The 18,726-nt window shown below is 50.1% G+C and carries 18 protein-coding genes; 11 read left to right on the top strand and 7 right to left on the bottom strand.

All coding sequences use genetic code 11. The features are described 5' to 3' along the window. The first annotated feature begins 164 nt into the window (after window positions 1-164). From cysT to IEW11_RS11030, 4 genes are read left to right on the top strand one after another with little or no spacing between them, the layout of a single operon-like run. Window positions 165-971: a sulfate ABC transporter permease subunit CysT gene (gene cysT, locus IEW11_RS11045; RefSeq protein WP_188531188.1), complete on the top strand. Its 807-nt coding sequence runs from the start codon at window positions 165-167 to the stop codon at window positions 969-971. Beyond that, a complete protein-coding gene (locus tag IEW11_RS11040) occupies window positions 968-1,762 on the top strand; it encodes a sulfate ABC transporter permease (RefSeq protein ID WP_188531127.1) in 795 nt (264 codons plus the stop codon). The genes cysT and IEW11_RS11040 overlap by 4 nt, the downstream gene beginning before the upstream one ends. A 3-nt stretch (window positions 1,763-1,765) precedes the next feature. After that, on the top strand, window positions 1,766-2,830 hold the full coding sequence (locus IEW11_RS11035) for a sulfate/molybdate ABC transporter ATP-binding protein (RefSeq protein ID WP_188531126.1): 1,065 nt from the start codon (window positions 1,766-1,768) through the stop codon (window positions 2,828-2,830). Between the two features lie 35 nt (window positions 2,831-2,865). Continuing rightward, entirely contained in the window at window positions 2,866-3,969 is a 1,104-nt protein-coding gene (locus tag IEW11_RS11030) for a sulfate ABC transporter substrate-binding protein (RefSeq protein ID WP_188531125.1), read from the top strand. Window positions 3,970-4,037: 68 nt separating this feature from the next. Here the strand turns inward: IEW11_RS11030 and IEW11_RS11025 are convergent, their stop codons facing one another. Continuing rightward, window positions 4,038-4,610 (bottom strand): GNAT family N-acetyltransferase, encoded by a 573-nt coding sequence (locus IEW11_RS11025; protein ID WP_188531124.1) that lies wholly within the window; start codon window positions 4,608-4,610, stop codon window positions 4,038-4,040. A 214-nt stretch (window positions 4,611-4,824) separates the two neighbouring features. After that, window positions 4,825-5,628 (bottom strand): Cof-type HAD-IIB family hydrolase, encoded by an 804-nt coding sequence (locus IEW11_RS11020; RefSeq protein ID WP_188531123.1) that lies wholly within the window; start codon window positions 5,626-5,628, stop codon window positions 4,825-4,827. A 134-nt stretch (window positions 5,629-5,762) separates the two neighbouring features. On the opposite strand from IEW11_RS11020, the gene IEW11_RS11015 reads away from it, so the two are divergent. Both IEW11_RS11015 and IEW11_RS11010 read left to right on the top strand, forming a co-directional pair. Further along, on the top strand, window positions 5,763-7,187 hold the full coding sequence (locus IEW11_RS11015; RefSeq protein WP_188531122.1) for a S41 family peptidase: 1,425 nt from the start codon (window positions 5,763-5,765) through the stop codon (window positions 7,185-7,187). Between the two features lie 129 nt (window positions 7,188-7,316). Continuing rightward, window positions 7,317-7,874 carry a hypothetical protein gene (locus tag IEW11_RS11010; protein WP_188531121.1) on the top strand — a complete coding sequence of 186 codons (558 nt, stop codon included), beginning with the start codon at window positions 7,317-7,319 and terminating at the stop codon, window positions 7,872-7,874. A gap of 119 nt (window positions 7,875-7,993) precedes the next feature. Here the strand turns inward: IEW11_RS11010 and IEW11_RS11005 are convergent, their stop codons facing one another. Further along, entirely contained in the window at window positions 7,994-9,469 is a 1,476-nt protein-coding gene (locus IEW11_RS11005; RefSeq protein WP_229725166.1) for a M14 family metallopeptidase, read from the bottom strand. A gap of 143 nt (window positions 9,470-9,612) precedes the next feature. Between IEW11_RS11005 and IEW11_RS11000 the strand changes: the two genes are divergently transcribed. Continuing rightward, window positions 9,613-10,302 carry a M50 family metallopeptidase gene (locus tag IEW11_RS11000; protein ID WP_229725164.1) on the top strand — a complete coding sequence of 230 codons (690 nt, stop codon included), beginning with the start codon at window positions 9,613-9,615 and terminating at the stop codon, window positions 10,300-10,302. 112 nt (window positions 10,303-10,414) lie between these two features. On the opposite strand, the gene IEW11_RS10995 is transcribed toward IEW11_RS11000, so the two are convergent. Beyond that, window positions 10,415-11,416 carry a Gfo/Idh/MocA family protein gene (locus tag IEW11_RS10995; protein WP_188531120.1) on the bottom strand — a complete coding sequence of 334 codons (1,002 nt, stop codon included), beginning with the start codon at window positions 11,414-11,416 and terminating at the stop codon, window positions 10,415-10,417. Window positions 11,417-11,587: 171 nt separating this feature from the next. Here IEW11_RS10995 and IEW11_RS10990 point away from each other — a divergent pair, with 171 nt between their 5' ends. Beyond that, window positions 11,588-11,935, top strand: a complete 348-nt coding sequence (locus IEW11_RS10990; protein WP_188531119.1) for a DUF3243 domain-containing protein — start codon at window positions 11,588-11,590, stop codon at window positions 11,933-11,935. A gap of 81 nt (window positions 11,936-12,016) precedes the next feature. On the opposite strand, the gene IEW11_RS10985 is transcribed toward IEW11_RS10990, so the two are convergent. Then, window positions 12,017-13,003 (bottom strand): RluA family pseudouridine synthase, encoded by a 987-nt coding sequence (locus tag IEW11_RS10985; protein WP_188531118.1) that lies wholly within the window; start codon window positions 13,001-13,003, stop codon window positions 12,017-12,019. Between the two features lie 213 nt (window positions 13,004-13,216). On the opposite strand from IEW11_RS10985, the gene IEW11_RS10980 reads away from it, so the two are divergent. The 3 genes from IEW11_RS10980 (at window position 13,217) to IEW11_RS10970 (ending at window position 17,247) form a co-directional block, all read left to right on the top strand. Next, entirely contained in the window at window positions 13,217-14,731 is a 1,515-nt protein-coding gene (locus tag IEW11_RS10980; RefSeq protein WP_188531117.1) for a stalk domain-containing protein, read from the top strand. Between the two features lie 108 nt (window positions 14,732-14,839). Then, complete coding sequence (locus IEW11_RS10975; protein ID WP_188531116.1) at window positions 14,840-16,642, top strand: B12-binding domain-containing radical SAM protein; 1,803 nt, start codon at window positions 14,840-14,842, stop codon at window positions 16,640-16,642. 80 nt (window positions 16,643-16,722) lie between these two features. Continuing rightward, window positions 16,723-17,247 carry a DUF2062 domain-containing protein gene (locus IEW11_RS10970; RefSeq protein ID WP_188531115.1) on the top strand — a complete coding sequence of 175 codons (525 nt, stop codon included), beginning with the start codon at window positions 16,723-16,725 and terminating at the stop codon, window positions 17,245-17,247. 48 nt (window positions 17,248-17,295) lie between these two features. On the opposite strand, the gene IEW11_RS10965 is transcribed toward IEW11_RS10970, so the two are convergent. Continuing rightward, on the bottom strand, window positions 17,296-18,267 hold the full coding sequence (locus IEW11_RS10965; protein ID WP_188531114.1) for a type I phosphomannose isomerase catalytic subunit: 972 nt from the start codon (window positions 18,265-18,267) through the stop codon (window positions 17,296-17,298). A 58-nt stretch (window positions 18,268-18,325) separates the two neighbouring features. Beyond that, the gene (locus IEW11_RS10960; RefSeq protein WP_188531113.1) at window positions 18,326-18,718 is read right to left on the bottom strand and encodes a VOC family protein; all 393 of its coding nucleotides are present in this window, start codon (window positions 18,716-18,718) and stop codon (window positions 18,326-18,328) included. Window positions 18,719-18,726 lie beyond the last annotated feature (8 nt).

Genomic DNA, 18,726 nt, shown 5'->3' with positions numbered 1-18,726 from the left:
AATCATTATTTTTTCTTATTTTGAGGATTGACTGAAAGGGTTAGATTCTGCTAAAGTAATAATACCAAGTAAATTAATAGGAATTGTACGAACTACGAAATTATAATCTAAAGCAGGTTGATCGGACATGCCGAAGGTCTAGGGGGTTTGACACGGTGAATTTGATGTTTCGCAGCCGCTGGTGGAGTTTCGGATTCCGGAGCACCATTATGCTGTATTTTGTCGTTTTGATTGTACTGCCGATCATCGGTGTATACACGCACTCATTCTCGTTAGGGTGGGAACCCTTCTGGTACAGTGTAAGCGATCCGCTCGCCTGGAAGGCCGTGCTGCTTACGATTCGTTTAGCGGTCATTGCCACATTAATTAATGTATTTATCGGTACGATGATTGCTTGGGTATTAATTCGCTACCGCTTCTTCGGCCGCCGGTTTTTGAACAGCCTGGTTGATTTGCCGTTTGCGCTGCCGACAGCGGTTGGCGGGCTTATGATCCTGCTGCTGCTCGGACCCAATAGCTGGATTGGAGAATTGTCCGAAAGGCTCGGTTTTGAAATTGTATTCCATGAGCCGGCTATTGTGATCGCGATGCTGTTTGTAACCTTTCCGTTTGTTATTCGCGCGGTACAGCCGCTGCTTGAGGAAATGGATCAATCGGAAGAGGAGGCTGCTTATACACTCGGCGCTTCCAAAGCCAAAACCTTCTTTCAGGTAATCTTTCCAACGATCCTGCCGGGTATATTAAGCGGCGCGATGCTGGCATTTTCACGGGGGCTCGCCGAATTCGGAGCCGTTGTGCTTGTTGCCGGCAATATTCCAGGCAAAACGCTGATCGCTTCGGTGTACATTTTCGGTGAGGTAGAAAGCGGTAACCCGCAGGGAGCGGCCGCAGTATCGGTGCTGCTGCTTACGTTCTCCTTCTTGATTCTGTGGACGGTTAACGTCATTCAGTCAAGGAGGGCAGGTAAATGAAAAAGCTGTGGATTTCGCTTACTTATTTAGTCTTTATCGTACTGCTTATTATACCGCTCATCCGTATATTTTCCGGTTCCTGGGCGGAGGGCTGGGAGGGGTTTGTAGAGGCGCTGACTCGCCCGCAATCCCTGCATGCGCTATGGATGACTACGATTATTGTCGTTAGCGTTACACTGCTTAATACGATTTTCGGCGTTATGCTTGCCTTATATCTTGTGCGTGCGACGTGGCTTGGGAAGCGGCTGAAGCAGCTGCTGAACAGCTTGGTGGATCTCCCGTTTGCGGTATCGCCGGTTATCGGCGGTTTGATGATCGTGCTCATCCTGGGTCCGAATACGATTATGGGCGTTTTCTTTGAGGATATCGGCTTTAAGGTCGTATACGCACTTCCAGGGATGATTCTGGCAACCTTGTTCGTAACCTTTCCTTTGATGGTTCGTGAAGTGATGCCTGTGCTGCAAGAGATTGGAACACAGCAGGAGGAAGCGGCGTCGACGCTAGGCGCGTACTCCTGGTATACGTTCTGGAAAGTGACCTGGCCTTCGATTCGCTGGGGCGTCATCTACGGTGTCGTGTTAACTGTCGCCAGATCGATGGGGGAATTTGGAGCGGTTCTTGTCGTTTCGGGCAATATTATGAATAAGACACAGACGGCAACAACGCTCGTCTATCAGGATGTCGAGAACTTTAACGTGCTGGCGGCCAACAGTGTGGCGCTTGTGCTGGCAGCCGTGTCGGTCGGATTGCTGCTGTTGATGGAATGGGCCAAAAAGCGAAAGGGGCATTGAGCCATGCATATTGAAGTAAGCAATTTGAATAAACATTTCGGTGATTTTCATGCTGTCAGGGACGTCAGCTTTACCATCGAAAAAGGTAGACTGATCGGTTTGCTTGGCCCAAGCGGCGGCGGTAAAACGTCGATATTGCGTATGCTGGCAGGGTTGGAATCCCCGACTTCGGGAGACATCGTGTTCCATGGGAAGAAAGTCAATGAGCTGCCGCCGCAGGAGCGCGGCATCGGCTTTGTTTTTCAAAACTATGCACTGTTCAAACATATGACCGTATATGATAATATCGCATTTGGCTTAAAGGTGAAGAAGCAATCGAAGGATCAAATCCGCGAGCGTGTCATGTCGCTGGTTGAGCTGACGGGGCTTAAGGGATTTGAGCATCGTTACCCGCATCAGCTGTCAGGCGGACAGCGGCAGCGGGTAGCCTTTGCAAGAGCGCTGGCGCCGGAGCCGCAGCTGCTGCTGTTAGATGAGCCGTTTGCCGCGATTGACGCGAAAATCCGGCATGAGCTGCGCACATGGTTGAAGGATATGATTGAACGCCTTGGCATAACATCCATCTTCGTCACGCATGACCAGGATGAGGCAATCGAGGTCGCGGACGAGATCATGATCATTAATAAAGGGCGTTTGGAGCAAAAAGGAAGCCCTTGGGATATTTATAAAAATCCGCAAACGCAATTCGTGGCAAGCTTTATCGGCGAATCGACAATTGTGGAGGATGTTTCGAAGCTCAAAGGCTTTGAGGACGCATCGGTGTGGCCGGGTACGAAAGCATTGATCCGGCCGGAGTATATCGAGGTGGGCAAACGCAGTGAGTTTCGCATCGCTTCGGCGACCGAGCCGGGCCGCGTGAAGCATATCCACTTCCGCGGCAGCGAGTGGATGGTAGAGGTCACAGTCGGCGATACCACATTGATTACGTACCGTTCCCTGGAGAAGGAAGTGCTGCAGCCGGGTGATGAGGTAAGCGTACTTGTTCATCGGGCTTATCTGTTTAATGACAATGACAGCTGGATCATGGAGAACAAATTGAAAGAGGATCCGATGCCGATTCATATTTAGACCGAATATTATTAGAGAAAGTGTTGTGTTCAGCCATGGAACCATCCTTGAAGATCAACAACCGCACCGATCGCAAAGGTCGCAAGGCAGGGCTCAAGGGCCGGGCTCTGCTGTGCCTGACGTATTTGCTGTTAGTGGCCCTATTTGCTGTTGGATGCAGCAGCAGCGATACACCGCCTGACGCAATTACGGAGCAGCAAGGCGATGTTACGCTCGTTATTGGCGCTTACTCCGTTGTTCGGGATGCGTTTGCCGAGCTGCTGCCGATGTTCCAGGCGCAATGGAAGGCCGAGACGGGCCAGACCGTTACGTTCCAGGAATCGTATGAAGCTTCCGGCACGCAAGCCAGAGCCATCGTCGGCGGGTTTGAAGCGGATGTGACGCTGCTTGCGATGGAAGGTGATGTCGAAAAAATCGAAAAGGCCGGTTTTATCACCCATGATTGGAAGGCCGCTGCAGGAGAAGGAATGGTCACCCGGTCGATTGTTGTGATGGGGACCCGTGAGGGAAATCCGCTTCATATTAAAGATTGGGAAGATCTGACCAAGCCGGGCGTAAAGGTATTATACCCGAATCCTAAGACATCAGGCGGCGCGCAGTGGGATATTAACGCGATCTACGGTGCGGGCCTAAAGATCTCTGAGGAGCGCGAAGGGGTTATGAATCCGGAATTCGCAAAGAGCTTCCTGGAACAAATTCACCAGAATGTACAATCGCTGGACAAGAGCGGACGCGCCTCGATGGCTGCTTTCGAATATGGGGTGGGCGATGTCATCGTTACGTATGAGAATGAATTGCTGGCCAGAATCAACCAGGGCGTTATGTATGATATCGTAATACCCAAGCATACAATCCTAATCGAAAATCCAGCCGCGGTTATCGATAAAAACGTGGATAAGCATGGCACTAGAGCGGTAGCTGAGGCTTTTGTTGAATTTTTACATGGTGACGAGGCTCAGCGGATATTTGCCGAGTATGGATTCCGGCCGGTTAATGAAGCGGTGGCAGACGAAGTGAAGAGCCGCTTTGCCCAGCCCGCAGGACTGTTCGACATCGAGTACCTCGGAGGCTGGGATGAGGTTCGTGAGAAGCTGTACTCGCAACGCGGGATCTGGTATCAGGTGTTGGCTGGAATATAAAGCTTCAATGGTAAAATAGAGCTGCAGCGGCGGAATGAGCGACTCACTCCGATACTGCAGCTCTTCATTTAAAATCCTACGTATCTTGACATCCGGTCCATCTCTGCCCATTCCTCAGCAAGCACGCTGTAAATGGTGAGATCAATGAAGCGGTTATCGTATTTCTTGGCTTGGCGGGCGATGCCTTCGAGCGTGTAGCCGAGCCGTTCAGGAACGAGCCGGCCTTTCTTATTATCCGCAGAGGCATGGATCTCCACCCGGTTTAACCCGCACTGATCAAAAGCGTAATCCGTTAAATGGCCGCATGCATGTGTCATTAATCCTTTTCCATGCTCATCTGCCGATAACCAGAATCCGATTCTGCCGCATCGATCCGGCGAATTGACATCGCGCAGCTCTGCTACTCCACACAATCGGCCTTCATAGAATACACCGTAACCATAACTTTCGCCTGCGCGCTGCCGACGGGATAATTCGTCGATGAAGGATCGGGTATCATATTCGCTGCGCACATGCTGCACCCATTTGAACCAATTTTGCAGGAATAACCGGTTTCGTTCTGTCATCTGGTAAAGCGCCTCTGAATGCTGCGGTTCGAGCAGTTTCATTTCCGTCTGTTCGGTCAGGGTGTAAGAAAACATAGGAGCACCTCCATTGTAAGCGTTTTCTAAAAAGATAAGATACATAGGTTTAACCGGATATCTTATCATTCACCGCGAACGGATCTTCCGCCCCCAAAGACGGCGTAAGCCGTTTCTGCTTGTCAATCCGTAAAAGCCAGTAACAAAGACGGTACCACATTATTATACTATGAAGGGGGTACCTGATGGTACCCCCAAAATGTCACTGCTTGTCTTAGGCCTTCTGTAGCACGAATTTTTCGATTACATGGCGCACGCCTTCATCGTTATTTGAGAGGGTCACAAAATCAGCGATTTCCTTCAATGCTGGGATTGCATTGCCCATTGCAACGCCAAGTCCGGCCACCTCCAGCATTTCGTGATCATTCCATGAATCGCCAATCGCGATGACCTGATCCATCGTACAGCCGATATGCTCAGCCAAGAATTGCACGGCATGTCCTTTTGTGCCTTCCTTGTGCATAAATTCAAGATAGTGAGGTTTGGATTTGGTGATATGCACGCGATCACCGATCAGCGGCTGCAGCTTTTCGGCCATTTGATCAAGTAGTGCCGGATCATCGATAATGAGCATTTTCGTCTGGGGCTGCTCGAGCAGCTGTTCATAATTCGGCTCAACAGTATAAGGAATGTTGGACAGCTTGGAATACGCGCGAATCTTGTCATTATCTTCTTTCGCATACAGCACATCATTGACGTACAGCTGCAAATGGAGCCCATGCTCTTCACAGAAATGATATAGTGTCTTGGCAGCATCGGTCGGAACGTAGCGTTCGTAAAGCACTTGTTCATCGAGCAGCGTTTTGACTAGTGCCCCTTGGTACGTAATAATCGGGACATTGAGCTCGACCTGCATGGCGATTTTTTTCGCTGAGGGAAACATCCGTCCGGTTGCCAACGTAACCGTTACCCCTTGGGCCACTGCTGCTGCGAGCACCGCTTTTGTAGCTTCCGTCACTTTGATTTCGTCGTTAAGCAGTGTATCGTCTACATCAATCGCAATCAGCTTGTAGTTCATTTTTCTCGTCCCCTTCTGGAATACTAGGATTGATTGTATCGAAAAAAAGAGTGCTGTACAAGTGTGGCTTGAAGCGGCATTACGAATAAGATAAAGTGATAATGTCAATCAGCGTATAGAACGGAGCGATTATCATGTATACATCACACTCGAAAACACGCCAGCAGCGGATCATTGTCATTATCATTGCTGTGGCTATTATAGCCGGATTAGGCGGCTTCGCAGGCGGACGCTGGTGGATGATGAACAGATACCCGATGCTTCAGGAGCCGGCTTTCGACAATTTGGACCGTTCCTACAAAGAAGTATTAAGTGACTACCTCAGCGGTGCGGATCCGGATGAACTCATCCATGGTGCGGCACAAGGACTCGTCTCCTCGTTAAAAGATCCTTATTCCGTTTATTATACGAAGGAGCAGGGAGCGGATTACTTGCAGCGGTATGAGGATCATTTTGTCGGTATTGGTGTGGAGCTCCGCGTAGAGAATGGCGAATTCGTCATTAGTTCTGCCATTAAGGGGGCGCCGGCGGAGCAAGCCGGCTTCCAGCCGGATGATGTGATTGCCGCGGTGGATGGAAAATCGCTTAAAGGCAAGACGCTGCCCGATCTTATCAAACTTACGCGGGGCAAGGAAGGCACGGAGGTAACCTTGACGATCGTAAGGGCAGGCTTGCCGGAGCCATTTGATATCACGCTGAAGCGCGCTTCCGTTCCGGTCACTACTGTATCGTCGGAACTGCTGGAAGGGGGAATCGGAACGATTCAGATCAGCCGGTTTGCAGAGAGCACTGCTGAGGAATTTAACCGCGCGGCCGATGCATTACTAAAACAGGGAATGAAGGGGCTTGTGCTCGATCTTCGTATGAACCCCGGTGGTCTGCTGAGTCCGGCGATTGACATTGCGAGCAGGCTGGTACCGAATAATAAGGTCATTGTGCAAGTCGTATATAAAGATGATAAACGGGAAATTACGCACCGTTCGAAACAAAAGGAACCTTGGGAAATCCCAGTTGTCGTATTGATTAATGAAAGCAGCGCGAGCTCGGCAGAAGTGCTTGCATCTGCGCTGAAATACTCTGCAGGTGCCGAGGTGGTTGGCGTCAAATCGTTTGGCAAGGGAATTGTACAGACTTTTCAACAGTTCCGCGATCAATCCGTTCTCAAGCTTACGGAAGCCCAGTGGCGCACGCCGGACGGCGGTTGGATTCAAAATGAAGGGATCGAACCGACCATTGAGGTGGAGATGCCTGAGTATGCATTTCTCCCAGCCCTTCCCTTGGAGACGGAGCTCGCGATAGGCGAATTCGGTCAAGAGGTTAAGACAGCGCAGCAGATGCTGGCGGCACTCGGTTTTTATGCAGGCGAGGCCAAAGGGATCTATGATGAAGCGACTGCAGCCGCGGTTGAGCGGTTTCAGCGAGAAGAAAAATTGCAGATTAACGGCATGCTAAGCGGCCGGACTTCCTACCGGCTTACACAGCGGCTGCGGGAGAAGATTGTGCAGGAGGATCCGCAAAAATGGCGTGCTATAACATTGCTGAAGGATGATATGGAATAGATATCCTAATTTACCACAACTAGACTCCGGTCCAGGTCAATTCCCGCCAAAAGACTGATTTTCCGCATCTTTACAGCAACTATGATAATAAGGAGCGTCAATCATTTAAGTTGCAGGTGGGGACATGTGATGAAGGAGAAAAAAATTTATATTTTATTATCCGATACGGGGACCTTGTTCACGCGAATGATCAGGCTCTACACCAAAGCGCCGCTTAATCATGCTTCAATCGCGTTCGATCCTCAGCTAAGCGAGGTATACAGCTTCGGCAGGAAAAGCCCGGGCAATCCGTTCATCGGCGGCTTTGTGAAGGAGGACCTGCGCGGAGAGCTGTTTAAGGATGCGCTGTGCGCTGTGTACAGCTGCAGCGTAAGCGAATCAAATTACCGGAAAATACACGCCTGTGTCAAGAAGTTTGAACAAGAATCCCATCGGTACAAATACAATCTGCTTGGTGTAATCGGAATTATGCTGAATATTAAAGTGAACCGGGAGAATGCTTTCTTCTGCTCCGAGTTTGTGGCAACGGTATTCGAACAAAGCGGGGCGAGCTTGGTTCCGAAGTGCGCTTCGCTTACGACCCCGGCGGATCTGGAGCAATCCGAAGCTTTGGAGCTGCTGTTCCGCGGAGCATTACGTGAGTTCGGGCATCATTCGTCCCGCTCTTTGGCAGCTGCTTGCAGTTAATGGCATAAAATAGACCGAGCTTGTCGATAAACTCCTTCATATGATGAAGTTCTAATTCTCATCATTCGGGTTTATCGACAAGCTCCAGACCGTCAGGGGATCCCTGACGGTCTGCTTATTTAATCTGGATGTGGGACGCTGCCGGCGTCGGCCGTTTTTGCTTGCGTGGCTTCCTCCTGCCTGATCCACAAAACGCCTTTCGACGTTTTAATCATAAACCATTCTCTCCAGCTTTCCAGCACCTGTACCGTTTGATCGGCTAACTGCAGCGAGGCAGGCTGCGGCGATAAGGGCGAGTCGAACATTTCCGTTTCAGGTCCCGGCGCAACGTAGAGAGATGCCGGCTGTTGATATTCGCCTTTTAACGCCATTCTTGATGGGATCCAGCGTATACCGTTCGCTGTTGCGATCTCCAGCCAGCCGCCTTTTTCTCTGAGCGCTGTATAGCGGCCTTTGTATAGGAGCTCCAGCTTACGGGATTTCAGGTTCGGCCATTGATAAGAACGTTCATCTGCCGTTAAGCGAACGGATTCGTTCACTTTAACGGCCTGCTGTCGATTCAGCCACAATTCGGCAGCTTCTGCCGCAAGCATCCAGCCGGTATTGCGGTGCTGTTTCCATATGCGCTCCCATTCCGAGAGCGGTACGTTAGTTCCACCGGCGGCGCGGGCCAGCTCTGGCGTCAGTCCCGGCCTTCCGAATTGAGAGATGAACCAGTCCGTGAATCCGCCGCCGGAAGGATTGGCTGAAGGCTTCACTAATCTGTAGCCTGTCATCGATGCGTATTGGTTTGCTATTTTACGGTCACGGGAGAGATGCTCCGCCGGGGTTTTATAGTTCCAGTACAGAATTTCACCCGACGAGTGATAAGCGACCGCAAGCTCCGCCCCGCTGCTGCGCGTAAATTCTATCATCGCCTGCGTTTCCTTGGCCTGCATTGGTTTGGCGCCCTTGTAGTTCATATAACTTGGGCCGGGAGCGGGGTTGCGAATGCCTTCCCAATCCACAGGATACTGGCGGTTGAGGTCAATGCCCTTCGCGTTGGCTTTCCACCTTTTAAAATTGGCGCTCCCACCGTTCATTTTCAGCAGCTTGGCGCGTTCCGCCTTGGGAAACGCAGCCAGCCCCTTCTGCTGCAATGTCACGCCGTCAGGATTCACCATCGGCACAAAACGGAAGGTGACCTGATCAAGCAGGTCCCTAACGGAATAAGCGCCCCATTTCGCATTTTGCACATAAGCAAGCGCGTACCGGTCGGCCATCGTCATCAGCAGGATTGTCGTTATCCATTCTCTTGCATGATGCGAGCCGTTAAGCAGAATAATTGCCGGGCCTTTGCCTACATCGATATGCCATAGCTCTCTGCCGTATTCGCTTGTGCCAATGGAGCCGGTGGCAATCAAGCCCGGGTACCGCTCCGACAGTGCTTGTAAATCACGAACCATGATATCGTACGTGTAGACTTGCTTGGGGCTAACGATGTAACCGCTTGCCGCTTTGGCGGCCGCGGCGGGTGATGCCGGAATTGTACTAAGGGTTAATAGAATGGCCATAAACATAATCATTGCAAACTTCAGCTTTTTCATGCAACTCATGTAAGACTACCTCGCTATCTATGAATTGACGACAGTTATTGTTACAATTCAACATAAAACGAGGAATTCCTTTAACATTCGCCAGACCGGGGTCGTGCGTTACGATTAATATGAATGCAAGCGGAACGGAAAGGAAGGGTTTCATGAAGGAAATAAACAAGTGGTTTATTACGGTTGTTTTGCTTATTGCCACGGGATTTCTGACACGGCTGCTGCCGTTCTCAACCTTTTTTCGTACCTTGGACACGATGATTCATGAATTCGGCCATGCAATCATGACTTTGCTGTCATCCGGCCGTGTACTGCGGATTGAATTGAATGCGGATCATAGCGGGGTTACCTATTCATTAATCAGTTCTTCCTGGAGCGTAGTCGCGGTTACGCTGATGGGTTACGTTACGGCTTCCTTGTTTGCTGTCCTGATGTTCTATCTGTATGCCAAGCGTAACGAAAAGCTGGGGCTGTGCCTGATCTCGCTGATGGGGCTGCTGATGCTTATCTTTTTTGTGCACGAAGGATTCGGTGTGCGGTGGCTTATCGGGTTTGTCCTATTAAACGGTATAGCCTACCTGCTTGGCAGGATGATTAGAAGCATCTATTATCTGCTGCTCGCCTTTATCACGTTGGAAGAGTCTGTACTGGGGCCAATTTGGCTGATGATTCTCTCCGTTGCGAGGACGCAGGAGGCAGGGGATGCATTCGGCCTACAGCAAGCCACAGGCATACCGGCATTCGTTTGGGCGATGCTGTTCATGTTCTTTTCGTTATTTTGCGCGAGGATCGCGCTTCGTTACTTTTTTGAGCGCCTCCGCAAGAGTGACATCCGCGGTTGAATCTCACTTCGCTTTGTATAAAAACAGCAAGGGACTGCCCATCGGCGTGAAACGCCTGGGAAGTCCCTTGCTGCTGTCTTGCAATAGGGCGGCTGCAGTCGGCACAGCTTGCTTAGCTGTCGCTTGTCATGGCTGTATCCGCCGGGTAAATAAGCCCTGTTTGCCGTCTTGCCTGATCCATAACCTCCATTACGGCGATGGAGTTGGCATGAGCGTTATTCACCGACTCGAGCTTTCCGCTCTTGATCAGGTTGATGAATTCCTCGGCCTCGTAAAACATCGTGCTGTTATTTTGCGGCTGTGAGATATCTTCTACGCTGCCGTCGCGGTAGCGGATTTCCACCTTGTCCGGTTCGCTGATTTTATTCATGATGATGCTTCCGTTCTCTCCCTGAATTTCGGAGGGGACATAGGAATTGGTGATTTTGGAGTACATAACGACCGCATCCATGCCTTCATATTTCAACAGGATACTGCCTTCTCCATCAACGCCGGAGTCAAGCATAACCGCATTGGCTTGCACAGTGTCCGGCTTGCCGAACAATCCAATCATTGGGTAGAGGCAGTAGATGCCCAGATCCATCAGAGCGCCATTAGAGTAGACCGGATTAAAGGCGTTTAGGATCGTCCCTTGCTTATAAGCGTCGTAACGTGAAGAATATTGGCAGTAGCTCGCGAAATAACGGCGGACAGGCCCTATTTTGTGCAGATGCTGCTGAATAGATATGAAGTTAGGCAGCAATGTCGATTTTAATGCCTCCATCAATACCACGTTATTGCTGTTGGCTGCCTTAATCATGGCTTGTACTTCGCGTGCATTCGATGCCAGTGGTTTCTCGCACAGAACATGCTTCCCGTGATTCATGTACATAATTGCTTGCGCTGCATGGTAGGAGTTCGGACTGGCGATATATACGGCATCGATCTGGTCGCTTGATGCCATCGCCTCCAAATCGGTGAAAATGTGTGTTATGCCGTGTTTGGCGGCAAATTCATTTGCCTTTTCCTCCGTGCGGGAATAAACCGCGGTAAGCTGAAAATCTGCAAGCTGCCGGGCAGCTTCGATAAATGCCTCGGTAATCCAATTCGTTCCGATGACGCCAAATCGTATCATACATCTATTCCTTTCTGATGAGCTTGTTCTTACTGTTCTGCTGATTTCACTATTATACCGATGAATGGGCCCGCCGTCATTTTTAACACGAGCTGCTGTGGTTGATTCATCCTTTTTTTTCGGGGGTAATTAGGGGTTGTCAACATTTTATTACGATAAGGAGGCATTCATATGTCAGAACACAATCATGTAATTCACAAGGACAAAGAAGCCGAGATCGGAAAAGTTGAAGATACGTTGAACCGGATGGGCAGCGAGCAAAAGGATGAAATTTTAGAAAACTTCGATCTGTTCACCCAATATCTCGGCAAGCGAATTGAGATGGCCAAGAAGCTGGGATTAGGCGAAGAACAGCTCGCTAAGGCTGCTGAGAAGGCGGCGAATTACTTGGCGGAGCATGAGGAGCCCAGAAACCGGGAAGAGAAGCTGCTGCAGGAGCTGTGGAAGGTCGGCAAAGAGGAAGAACGCCATATGCTGGCGCATATGCTCGTGCGTTTGTCGCAGCAGGCTGTCTCTTAATCATCACATCATATGGGAATCAAGAAAAGGGCAGGCTGCCGAAGGCAGGTGCCCTTTTCTTTTCATCGAGGATACATAGGCTTATTTGTTGGGAGAAGTTTCCCGGAAAGGTTTCAGAAACACTTTCGGAATATCCGATTCAAAACGAAGCAGCTCGCCTGTTCGGGGATGAACAAAGGCCAAGATGCGCGCATGCAGTCCGAGGCGTCCGATTGCTGTTGATTTGGAGCCGTATTTCTTATCGCCTACGATGGGATGCCCGATGTCTTCCATATGCACGCGAATTTGATTTTTTCGTCCGGTCTCAAGGTGAACCTCCAACAAGGAAAAATTTCGATTGGACTGGCTGACCTTATAATGGGTCACGGCATGCTGTCCGTCATTGGGGTGCGGACTGGAATACATTTTCAATGTTTTGCTTTCCTTCAGCCAGGATGAGACGGTCCCCTCCGGTTTCTTGACCTGTCCTTCCACAAGCGCAATATAAGTGCGCTCCCGCACAGTGTCCTGCCAAGAATTTTGCAGCGCTTGCTGCACGTTCTCGCTCTTGGCAAACATCATGACTCCCGAGGTGTCGCGATCAAGGCGATGCACGACAAAAATGCGGTTGCCGGGATGAGCCAGGCGGACATGCGCTGTAAGCTGGCGATAGGCCGTCAGTTCATCTTCTTGCGCAGAGGCAACGGACAACAGGCCGGCTTCCTTCTGCACAACGATGATATCCTCATCCTCAAACAGGATCTTGAGCCCGATCAGAGGAGGGGCTTCGCTTGTTTTGTCCATACGGATGGACACGGTCTGTCCGGGGAGCAGCGTGTGATTATATGCCGTCACAACATGGTTATTGACCGATACCTGCTTGCGGGACAGCAGTGATTTTACAGCGTTTCGACCCTTATTCGAAAGATTGTGAAGCAGAAAAGCGAGCAACTCTGATTGCTCTTCAACTTTGTACAATCTTTGTTTGGCTTGGGCCCGGCCCTGAGGTATTGATGAAGCCGCCGATTGTCTGCTCGATTTGTTATTCTTGCGCTGCTCGTCTGGCTTTTTAAAACGGTGTTTGTTCATTTTTTGTAAAGACCGCCCTTGCTCTTGTTTTTTACCACTATATCATGAGTGAAGCGGTTTATGCCATGCTGCAGGACGGCAGGTTTATCACAGCTCTCTAACCTTCTCTATCTATCATTTTCCGGAAGCTTTTTCCGTAGACAAACGTTTTAGAAGAATGGTACGATAGATTAGTATGGTAAAAAAGGGCAAATTCGGAGGAAGCGTAAACGTATGAGAAAACTCGCTCACAAGCTGTTGCTGTCGCTGTTAGCTGCTGGCCTGATGTTCGCTCCTGTCATGGGAGGACAGGTAAGTGCCGCCGCCGCTTCATCCACAGTCCAATCGGACATTCAGGTGTATGTAGATGGAAGCAAGATCTCGTTTAAACCGGCACCAATACAAGAAAAGGGCACGACGCTTGTGCCGATGCGCCCGATCTTTCAAGCTCTTGGCGCGCAAGTCACTTGGGAGCAGCAGAGCCGGACGGTCATCGCGCGAAAGGATTTTACGACGATCTCTTTGAAGGTTGGTTCACAGCAAGGTGTTGTCAACGGCAAGTCTGTGAAGCTGCAAGTGCCTGCGAAGCTGGTGCGGGGTACAACGATGGTACCGCTTAGATTTATTGGGGAAGCGCTCGGCGCGAAGCTATCATGGTCACAGGCGAAGCGTACGATAACGATCACTTCGTTAGAAGCGCAGCAGGAAGAGTTATCCAAACCGCCCGTGCTTGAGAAATACACGGCTGCGGAAATCGTAGCTATGAATGATGATAAAGTGGTTATGATTGAAACGGATTACGCGCAGGGCAGCGGCGTCGTAATCGGTGACCGCTGGATACTTACTAACTACCACGTAATGCTGCGTGCAACTGCAGGGACGGTATGGAAGCTTGATGGGACTTCGATGCAGATCAAAGGGTTGGTTGAATACGATGAGACAGCTGATCTGGCGATTATTGAAACCTCTGGGCCGCTGGGCATTAAACCGGTCGAGATCGGGAGAACCGATTATCTGGCCAAGGGAGATCGGGTAGTGGCGATCGGTAGTCCGCTGGGCATGCAGAATACCGTATCCGAAGGACTTATCAGTAATTTTCATTATGAAGGCTATATCGAATACTTACAGATTAATGCCCCGATTGACCATGGCAGCTCCGGTGGCGCTTTATTCAATGAAAACGGGCAGTTGATCGGCATAACAACTTCAAAGGTGGAAGGCTCGAGCGCAAATTTGAACTTTGCCGTTTCTTCCTATAATGTAGAGATGTTAATGGCTAGTTTGGCTGACAAAGGTGGAACCCAAACCGCTAAGTTTTTGCCGTCAACGCTTCCCGACAGCCTGGCGAATGCTTCCAATGACGAAATTGCCTCCGTTATGAAAGAGTCGTTTGGCAGCATACAAACGATGAGGGGCATAACAACGCTCAGGGATTGGAAGGTTACGCGGGATGCACAAGGCTGGCTCGTCATTACGGCCACTATAGATCCGACCTTCTACATGTATTATTCGGAGGCCGTTGCAGGGGATATGCGGCTGTGGACGGTAGATGCGGTCACCGAGTTAAAACGGATGCTGCCGGATCAACCGTTTGAGATGTTCGTCTATTATGAGCAGACGTTTGGTTATGAGCCGCGCGGCATTGCGGCTAATGAAAAAACGCTCATGGCTGACGGGAAGTGGAAGGTCAGTTATCCGGTTATCCATGCTCAAGCTAGCGACAGGGCGCATATTGATATTCGAAGTTAAGGTGTTGATGGGACTGAACCGCCTGCCGGTTCAGTCCCTCTTCTTTTTTACAGATGAATTCGGTACAATAGAATACAACTTTGCTTTATGAAAATGAGGGAACAGGAAATGAAAGTCGTATTGTCTACGCTGAATGCCAAATATATTCATACATCGCTCGCACTGCGGTGCCTAAAAGCCTATAGCGAAGGTGAATTTGATATCGATATTGCCGAATATACAATTAAGGATCCGGTGATGAACATCGTATCCGATCTATACGCCCGCAATCCGGATGTGGTCGGGTTTTCCTGTTACATCTGGAATATTGAAGAGACGATTACCGTCATCAATATGCTGCGCAAAATCAAACCGGAGCTGCGCATCGTGCTGGGCGGTCCGGAAGTCAGCTATGACATGGAATATTGGATGGGGCGTTTGCCTGAAGTCGATTTTATCGTCGTCGGCGAAGGGGAAGAGACCTTCCATCACCTGCTTACCGAGCTTCGGGATACGCAAAAGTTCCATCTTGTATTCGGATTGACGTACCGCAAGCAGAAGGAGGGGCTGTCCGAAGTGATCGTTAACCCGCCGCGGCCAAAGCTGGATCTGGCTAGGCTGCCTTCGCCGCACCGGTTCGAGGAAGATAAGCCGACTCTTGCGAATCGGGTGATCTATTTTGAGACGAGCCGCGGCTGTCCGTTTAGCTGCCAGTTCTGTTTATCCAGCATCGAGGTCGGCGTGCGGTATTTTGATATTGAACGGACAAAGTCCGATATTCTCTACTTGATCGCCTCTGGAGCCAAGCTGATTAAATTTGTCGATCGGACGTTCAACATTAAACGGGATTATGCGCTGGAGATGTTTCGTTTTCTGATTGAGAATCATCAAGGCTGTGTCTTCCAATTTGAGATTACCGCCGATATTATGCGTCCGGAGGTTCTGGATTATTTGGCTGAGCATGCCCCGCCGGGAATATTCCGATTTGAAATCGGCGTGCAATCGACAAACGATCCGACTAATGAAGCGGTACAGCGGCGCCAGAATTTTACCAAGCTCACCCGGACGGTGACAAAGGTCAAGGAAAGCGGAAAGATCGATCAGCATCTCGATTTGATCGCCGGTCTTCCGCATGAGGATTATACAACGTTCCGGAAAACCTTTAACGATGTATTCGCCCTCGGGCCGGAGGAGCTGCAGCTTGGTTTCTTGAAAATGCTGCGGGGAACGGGCATGCGGCATGATGCGCCAAAGCATGGTTACATCTACATGGATCGCGCGCCCTACGAAATATTGGGTAATGACCTGCTGCCATTTTCGGATATCGTAAGGATCAAGCGCGTTGAAGATGTGCTCGAGAAATATTGGAATGCGCACCGGATGGACCATACGCTGTTATATTTGATCGATCGCGTATTTGAATCGCCCTTTGACTTCTTCCAGCAGTTCGGCGATTACTGGGAGGAAAGGGGCTGGCAGAAGATTGGCCACCAGCTCGAGGATTTGTTCACCCGCTTGTGGTCTTTCTTAACGGAGCGGGCTTCGACAATAGAGGGCATCAAGGACCGTCTGCAGCTTGACGTGGCGCTCGGATTAATGAAATACGACTATTTCCGCAATCACAACTACAAGCCTCGCAAGATATGGTGGGATGTGGCGTTGGATAAGGACGAGTGGAGCAGCTGGATGAGAAAGCTGGCCGAGCGGCCTGAGAATGTTCCAGGCGGTTTCTCCAAGCTGGCAGTAGGAGAGAAAGAACTGCACAAGCATGCTGTTATTGAGAAGCTGCCGTTCGATCTGGACGCATATATATCATCAGGGACAATTGACCTGGAGACGGAATCGTTGTTAATCATGTATTACCGTCCGGATGCTGCCGGTTCGCGCAAAACCCCGGAGTCGTTTGTGTTAAAGCTTGATAAGGTTGTTTAACAAGTAGATAAGCCCGCTTGCAGGGCAGCCTAACATTTTCAAGATGAATCTAAGAGGAATGGGGAGCGATTTCTATCCGAGTGATTTTACGCAGGCTGCGATATAACCTTATTTTGCTTTTCCGCCAAAATAAAAGCGCGCATCAAATATCACTTGGCTTCGTGATCGGCTTCTTTCCCTGCTGGTACCCTACCTTTGGCGTAGGGCTTGCTTTATCGGTTGCTCTGGCTAAGTTTGTTCGGGGGAATATACTTGCTTCGGTTATCGCCGCTTCGATCGGTTCGTTTCTATGGCCTATGCTGTTCTTCCTGAATTATAAGGCCGGTATTTTGCTCAGAGGGTTGATGTCCGGAGAAACGGAGGAGATCGGAGACCATTTGAAGCTGGAGGAAATCTGGCCGGACGAGTATGAAGAGCCGGCAGAGCAGATCAATGCATGGGGGCAGGCCGGCATCGATTTCCTGTGGGGCGCTGTTCTCAATAGTATAGTACTGACAATTATCGGGTATCTGATCGTTAGGATATTAATTACGCGGTACAGGCTGGATATTCTGCGATTGATTCGAGGCAAGCGGACTGTGAAACGCCAGCGCGTAAGGAAATAAAACGCCATGTGAGAGGGGAAACCCTTTCGCATGGCGTTTTGTACAATATTAAGGCAGTTGGCTGCGCAGAACGGTAAGCTGTCCGTCAAGCTCGTATTCGCCTAAGCTGGCCGGCAGAAGGAAACATTCGCCGGCTTTGATGGTTTGTGAGCCGTTTTGCCACTTCACTGCGCCTTCTCCAGACGCAATGACTAAAATGACGAAGCTGTCTTGCGGTGTCGATAATGACCAAGGCCCGTCGACAATACCTTTTTCAACAATAAAATAAGGCGAGCGGGCAATTTCAAGCCATTCTCCGGCGGATATGCCGCCGGTCTCCATGCGGGAGGCGCCTGCGCCTTCATAGGCAATGACATTAAGCGAATCCTCGACATGCAGCTCGCGAAGCTGGCCGTCCAGGCCAGGACGGTTGTAATCGTATAACCGATAGGTCGTATCGGAGTTCTGCTGAATTTCTGCGACGACAACGCCAGCGCACAGAGCATGAACTGTCCCCGCTGGAATATAAAAGGCGTCACCGGCTTTTACCGGAACCTCCTGCAGGCATTCCATAATTCGACCTTCGTTTATCGCGGCTTCAAGCTCGCTGTGATCGACCCCTTCACGCAGTCCGTAGATGATTTTGGCATCGGGCTTGGCATCGAGAATATACCACATTTCCGTCTTGCCAAGCTCTCCTGCAGGCAGCTTCTCGTAGCTGTCAGTAGGATGCACTTGAACGGATAAATCATCATTGCAATCGAGGAGCTTGATGAGCAGCGGGAAGCGGCCGGTTTTTGCGGAGAACCCTTTGCTGCCGAACAATTCAGCGCCGTATAATTCACGAATCTCGTCGAGGCCTTTTCCAGCCAGTTCCCCGTTAATGACTTTTGTCGTGCCGTTTGGATGATCGCCGATCATCCAGCCTTCGCCGATCGAACCCTCGGGCAGTGCCAAGCCGAATTGTTCGAGCGCTCTTCCGCCCCAAATACGTTCTTTCATTTCCGGTTTGAACTGTAAAGGATATGGTGCTGCAGACATGTTTCTCGCTCCTCATCATTTTCTATTCTATATATGTATTAGACATGATGTATCAGATTTAGGATTTTACGGGTTGAAACAGCTCAAGCAGCTCTCCGTCGGGACCGTAAAAGAAGAAATATTGCGCGCCGTTTGGAAGCGTAGTGATCTCCGTATCGCGCAAAGGTATGTTCAGTGATTTGATCCGCTCCACTTCGGCATGCACGTCATCCACCGTAAATGCCATATGATGCACTTTGCCTTCTGCCGGAAGATCCGGATTATATCCCTCTACCAATTCGATCTGTGTTTCCGAAGCGCCCGGAAAGGCCAGGAAGCCAAGACGGATTACACCATTGGTATGTAACATTGTCCCCAGATGCTGCATACCAAGCACTTTTGTGTAGAATTCAATGGAAGCGTCGAGATCCTTTACCATTACACCAACGTGTTCGATTTTTGTGATTGCCATGTCAAATC

Source organism: Paenibacillus abyssi, assembly GCF_014640295.1.
In the GTDB taxonomy this organism is placed as follows: Bacteria; Bacillota; Bacilli; order Paenibacillales; family Paenibacillaceae; genus Paenibacillus_D; species Paenibacillus_D abyssi.
This window is presented reverse-complemented; position numbering and strand designations above follow the sequence as displayed.

What these genes read in the sequence shown, in the direction of transcription:
- IEW11_RS11010 (WP_188531121.1), top strand. Translation starts at nt 7,317, where the DNA reads ATGAAGGAGAAAAAAATTTATATTTTATTATCCGATACGGGGACCTTG.
- IEW11_RS11030 (WP_188531125.1), top strand. Translation starts at nt 2,866, where the DNA reads ATGGAACCATCCTTGAAGATCAACAACCGCACCGATCGCAAAGGTCGC.
- IEW11_RS11015 (WP_188531122.1), top strand. Translation starts at nt 5,763, where the DNA reads ATGTATACATCACACTCGAAAACACGCCAGCAGCGGATCATTGTCATT.
- IEW11_RS11020 (WP_188531123.1), bottom strand. Translation starts at nt 5,628, where the DNA reads ATGAACTACAAGCTGATTGCGATTGATGTAGACGATACACTGCTTAAC.
- IEW11_RS11040 (WP_188531127.1), top strand. Translation starts at nt 968, where the DNA reads ATGAAAAAGCTGTGGATTTCGCTTACTTATTTAGTCTTTATCGTACTG.
- IEW11_RS10990 (WP_188531119.1), top strand. Translation starts at nt 11,588, where the DNA reads ATGTCAGAACACAATCATGTAATTCACAAGGACAAAGAAGCCGAGATC.
- IEW11_RS10985 (WP_188531118.1), bottom strand. Translation starts at nt 13,003, where the DNA reads ATGAACAAACACCGTTTTAAAAAGCCAGACGAGCAGCGCAAGAATAAC.
- IEW11_RS11000 (WP_229725164.1), top strand. Translation starts at nt 9,613, where the DNA reads ATGAAGGAAATAAACAAGTGGTTTATTACGGTTGTTTTGCTTATTGCC.
- IEW11_RS11005 (WP_229725166.1), bottom strand. Translation starts at nt 9,469, where the DNA reads ATGAGTTGCATGAAAAAGCTGAAGTTTGCAATGATTATGTTTATGGCC.
- IEW11_RS10965 (WP_188531114.1), bottom strand. Translation starts at nt 18,267, where the DNA reads ATGTCTGCAGCACCATATCCTTTACAGTTCAAACCGGAAATGAAAGAA.
- IEW11_RS10975 (WP_188531116.1), top strand. Translation starts at nt 14,840, where the DNA reads ATGAAAGTCGTATTGTCTACGCTGAATGCCAAATATATTCATACATCG.
- IEW11_RS11035 (WP_188531126.1), top strand. Translation starts at nt 1,766, where the DNA reads ATGCATATTGAAGTAAGCAATTTGAATAAACATTTCGGTGATTTTCAT.
- IEW11_RS10960 (WP_188531113.1), bottom strand. Translation starts at nt 18,718, where the DNA reads ATGGCAATCACAAAAATCGAACACGTTGGTGTAATGGTAAAGGATCTC.
- cysT (WP_188531188.1), top strand. Translation starts at nt 165, where the DNA reads ATGTTTCGCAGCCGCTGGTGGAGTTTCGGATTCCGGAGCACCATTATG.
- IEW11_RS10995 (WP_188531120.1), bottom strand. Translation starts at nt 11,416, where the DNA reads ATGATACGATTTGGCGTCATCGGAACGAATTGGATTACCGAGGCATTT.
- IEW11_RS11025 (WP_188531124.1), bottom strand. Translation starts at nt 4,610, where the DNA reads ATGTTTTCTTACACCCTGACCGAACAGACGGAAATGAAACTGCTCGAA.
- IEW11_RS10980 (WP_188531117.1), top strand. Translation starts at nt 13,217, where the DNA reads ATGAGAAAACTCGCTCACAAGCTGTTGCTGTCGCTGTTAGCTGCTGGC.